Origin of the sequence: Synechococcus sp. R5-12 (assembly GCF_047502655.1) — a bacterium.
Lineage (GTDB): Bacteria > Cyanobacteriota > Cyanobacteriia > Thermostichales > Thermostichaceae > Thermostichus.
On the sequence record NZ_JANSIM010000070.1, the window covers coordinates 1 to 3,845 of the forward strand.

A 3,845-nucleotide genomic window follows, 5' to 3' on the forward strand; every position below is an offset into this window, starting at 1 on the left:
TACAACTGTCCAGGTTACTGGCCCCGCTGTAACAGGGGCAGCCTCATTGCTGGTCAACGTCACCGGGTCGTTGGGGTAGGTGTAAATGCTGGGTGGGTCCGTAGCTTCGAATACGACTTGGACATCGATGTCCACTGTGCAAGTTTGTCCTGGGCCTACTGATGGTCCGGTGAATTTAATGGTGCTCCCACTCGTCCCTTGGAAGGGAACTTGACCAGCTCCAACAATACAGGTAGTAGATGGATTCGAATTCGGCACTACGGTTAAAGGAGGCGACCCTTGCGGCTGCGGCAAGTTGTGCTCAAAGGCCAAGCCCGTCAATTGAATGGCTGCGTTGTTTTTGATGGTAAACCTCAAATTTCCGGTGGCTGTACCGCCATCTCCCTCATCTCGGGTAAGCGAGAACGGGCTGGGATCAAAGACCATGTTAAAGGTGGGAGCTGGCACCGTTACCGTTAGGTTGATAGCCGCAGCGGTAGCATTGGGCGCTTGGCTGCTGCTGAGGGTGACGGCTCGGCTGGTCAGGAATCCCGCTGTCGTGGCCGTAACTTGAAGATCCAGGCTGATGGTGCAGCTAGCGTTGGCTGCCAATGAGCCGTTGACCAACGAGATGGAAGTTGTTAATGGTGTAGCTGTCAGCGCCCCCCCACAGCCATTGTTCAGGTTATTGGGATTGGCAACGATCAAGCCGGGAGGCAAGGTGTCGGAAAAAGATAGACCAGTCAGGGGCAGGGCAGCGGTGTTGGTAATCGTGTAGGTCAGAGTTGTTTTGGGAGTGGAGCCAAAAGCCAGCGAGACCGAGGTAGAGCCAAATGCCTTGGTAAAATTCGGGGCACTCGGCGTAGGTGTCGGAGTCGGCGTAGGTGTCGGAGTCGGCGTAGGTGTCGGCGTAGGCACTACCGTCCCACTGCTTCCGCTGTCACTGCAGCCGGTCAGCCCCAGACAGGCCGCTCCTAGACTCAAGGCCACAAGAGTTGTAACTGCTTTTTTCTTCATCGCTCTCTCACTCCTCATCACTATCGGACTTGACTTTAGTTTTTATCGACCTGTCTTGCTGCAGTGTACTCCAGTCCAATTGCTGTTCAGGACGCTTCTGCGCCGAGGCAATTCACAATTAATTATTGTAATAAACCTTGGCTTAGCTGGCAAACTCCAACTAGGGAATAGCTCCTTCAGACTTGCTCTTAGGTACCTTGCTTGTAAGCACAAAATCTGGCGCTCCAAGCCAACTTTCAGAACCTCGCCTATGCCGCTCGAGCCAGCAATGTTCACACAACGTTGGAAAGGGAGGAGAATTGAAAAGCATTCGGCCTTTGTGGAGATTGGCTTGTGCATCCAATTGGGATGGGATCCCTGGCCAGCTTTATCGCCGGCTTGGCGACGGGGCTGGGGGCTTTGCCGGCCCTTTTTCTTCCCTCGCTCTCCGAAAGGGTACAAGGGATCCTGCTGGGGTTTGGGGGTGGGGTGATGTTGGCGGCCACCTCTTTTTCCCTGCTGGTGCCGGGCACCGAGGCAGCCATGGCGCTGGGGTATTCCCCATTTGGGGCGGCGGTGGCGATGGCGGCGGGCCTGTTGTTGGGGGCGATCTTCCTGGAGAGTGCCCACCGCCTCTTTCCTCACGAGCACTTTTTCAAAGGGGTGGAAGGGGAGAACCGCGCCCATTTGAAACGGATTTGGCTGTTCATCATTGCCATCGCCCTGCACAATTTCCCGGAAGGACTGGCGGTGGGAGTGGGTTTCGCTACCGGCCAAGTCGGCGATGGGTTGGCGTTGGCGTTGGGGATCGGCTTGCAGAACATGCCAGAAGGGCTGGTGGTGGCTTTGTCACTGGTGGGCCAGGGGTACTCGCGGCTGTTCGCTTTTGGCATCGCCCTGCTGACCGGACTGGTGGAGCCCATCGGCGGGATCCTGGGAGCAACGGTGGTCTCTCTGGCGCAGCCCCTACTACCCTGGGGCATGGCTTTTGCGGCGGGGGCGATGTTGTTTGTCATTTCCGATGAGATCATCCCTGAGTCGCACCGGCAGGGGTTGGAGCGGGAGGGCACCTTTGGGGTCATCAGTGGGTTTGTGGTGATGATGTTGCTGGATATCACCTTGGGCTAGCAAGGGATCCCGTCGCGAAGTGGAACGGAGTTTTATATGTTGAGTAACGAACCCTTTTTGTGGCGAGGAGCAGGGGAACACGCCTGTCTGCTGCTACATGGATTGGGGGGCGGTGTTTACGAGTTGCAATGGCTGGCAGAGCGGCTGTTGGCGGCTGGCCTGACGGTGCAGGGATTTAACTATCCCGGCCATGACAGTGCTCCGCATCGCTTACACGACCGCCGGTCTGCCCACATGCCCCCTTCCCGCTGGACGGAGTGGTACGGGCGGGCTTTGGAGCATTATCTGGCTTTGCAGCAGGAGTATCCCCGCGTTTCCTTGGTGGGCTTTTCCACCGGCTGTCTGCTGGCTTTGCACCTGGCTTTTGCCCATCCCATCCATAAATTGGTGCTGCTGGCGCCATTTTTCGCCATTCGCCACCGCTGGTACTATCTTTTTCGCCCTGAGCAGTACCTGAACAGCCTGGGTTGGCTATTGAAGGAGGTGCCCCGCCTCAGCTTGCCGATTCGGGATGGGGACGCTCGAGCCTTGGCAGAAAGAACGGCCTATTTCCGCAGCTTTAATCTGTCGGCAGTGCGCAGCGCCCTCGAGCTCATCGAGCGGGTCAAGGGGGAAGTGGCCAGCATCCGGGTTCCCACTCTGATCCTGCAATCTCGCCAAGATACAGTAGTGGATCCTGAACAGGCAGCGTGGCTCTATCAAGAGCTGGGATCCGAGGAGAAGATCTTGTCTTGGCTGGAGCACTCCGACCACATCCTCACTTTGGACGGGGAGCGGGAAACGGTGTTTGACCAGGTTTGCGCCTTCCTCAACCAGGATCCTTCTGCGCCCGGATCAGCGTAACCCGCTGCCAAGCACCGCGGGCATCGTAGTCCCGGATCAAACGCAAGAGACAATGGCAGTCTTCCGACTGCGGAAACCAGCTCAGGCTCACCGAAAAGCTGCGATCCCGGTGGGCGGTAGGGATGGGCAAGGGATCCGGCCCGCCAATCCACAGCCCTCCCGGCAAGGGATCCCAGTTGCTCAACCACTCTGCCCCCGAGCAGTCCACCTCGGTTTCGGCAAACCGGCCCTCGGCAACCGCAAAGCTCTGGGCGATCCCCCGCCATCTCCCCTGGAGGCAGGCTCTCAGCTGCTCTCTGCTCAGGGGTGCACAGTCTGCAACGGGATCCAAAGCTTGGCCGCGCCGCTCCAGGATCGCGGTTACCTCTACCAGACGACCTTGGGCATCCCACTGTTGCACCAGCCGCGCCTTGCGATCCCCCCAGAGAAAGCCCTGCTCGACGGCAAAATCACTAAACGGCGCCAGCTGCAGCCGCCCATTGGAAAAAGATCCATCGGGGAAAAAGCGCAATCCCGGCGAGAAATCCTGGTAGACCCAGCTCTGGGAGCTTTCGGGAGTGGGGGATCCCTGTAGGGGGTAGTAGGCGTTGGTTTGGCGGATCGCGCTCCCTGCCGCCGGACTTCCTGAAGAAGAGGATGGAGCCAAGGCCTCAAAGGTGATGAGGCTGCGCTTTTGGCTCCCCAGCTCCCAGCCGCCGGCGGTGGGTCGATAGTTGGAGAAGAGGCCGTGCCACACTCCCAGGTGGAGAGCCAGACATTGTTTTTGGGTTTTCATGAAGCAATGTGAAGCTAAGATTGTGAGGACGTAACGCTGGAGAGCAAGACCTATGGGGAAGAAGCTCCGAGGTGGCATTTTAGTAAACTACCCGACCCTGACTGCTTCGCAGTACAGGGCGGGC

3 protein-coding genes and 1 pseudogene are annotated in these 3,845 nt (G+C 58.1%); 2 read left to right on the top strand and 2 right to left on the bottom strand.

Features of this window, described 5'->3' with window-relative positions; genetic code table 11:
- Positions 1 to 996 (bottom strand): annotated as a pseudogene (locus NW843_RS04365) (hypothetical protein); the annotation flags it as partial.
- A gap of 333 nt (positions 997 to 1,329) precedes the next feature.
- Here NW843_RS04365 and NW843_RS04370 point away from each other — a divergent pair.
- Together NW843_RS04370 and NW843_RS04375 are read left to right on the top strand one after the other, a co-directional pair.
- On the top strand, positions 1,330 to 2,103 hold the full coding sequence (locus tag NW843_RS04370) for a ZIP family metal transporter (RefSeq protein WP_414522217.1): 774 nt from the start codon (positions 1,330 to 1,332) through the stop codon (positions 2,101 to 2,103).
- A 36-nt stretch (positions 2,104 to 2,139) separates the two neighbouring features.
- Positions 2,140 to 2,946, top strand: a complete 807-nt coding sequence (locus tag NW843_RS04375) for an alpha/beta hydrolase (RefSeq protein ID WP_414522218.1) — start codon at positions 2,140 to 2,142, stop codon at positions 2,944 to 2,946.
- On the opposite strand, the gene NW843_RS04380 is transcribed toward NW843_RS04375, so the two are convergent.
- Positions 2,912 to 3,721: a DUF3598 family protein gene (locus NW843_RS04380; RefSeq protein WP_414522219.1), complete on the bottom strand. Its 810-nt coding sequence runs from the start codon at positions 3,719 to 3,721 to the stop codon at positions 2,912 to 2,914. The two genes, NW843_RS04375 and NW843_RS04380, sit on opposite strands and share 35 nt — an antisense overlap.
- Between the last annotated feature and the right edge of the window lie 124 nt (positions 3,722 to 3,845).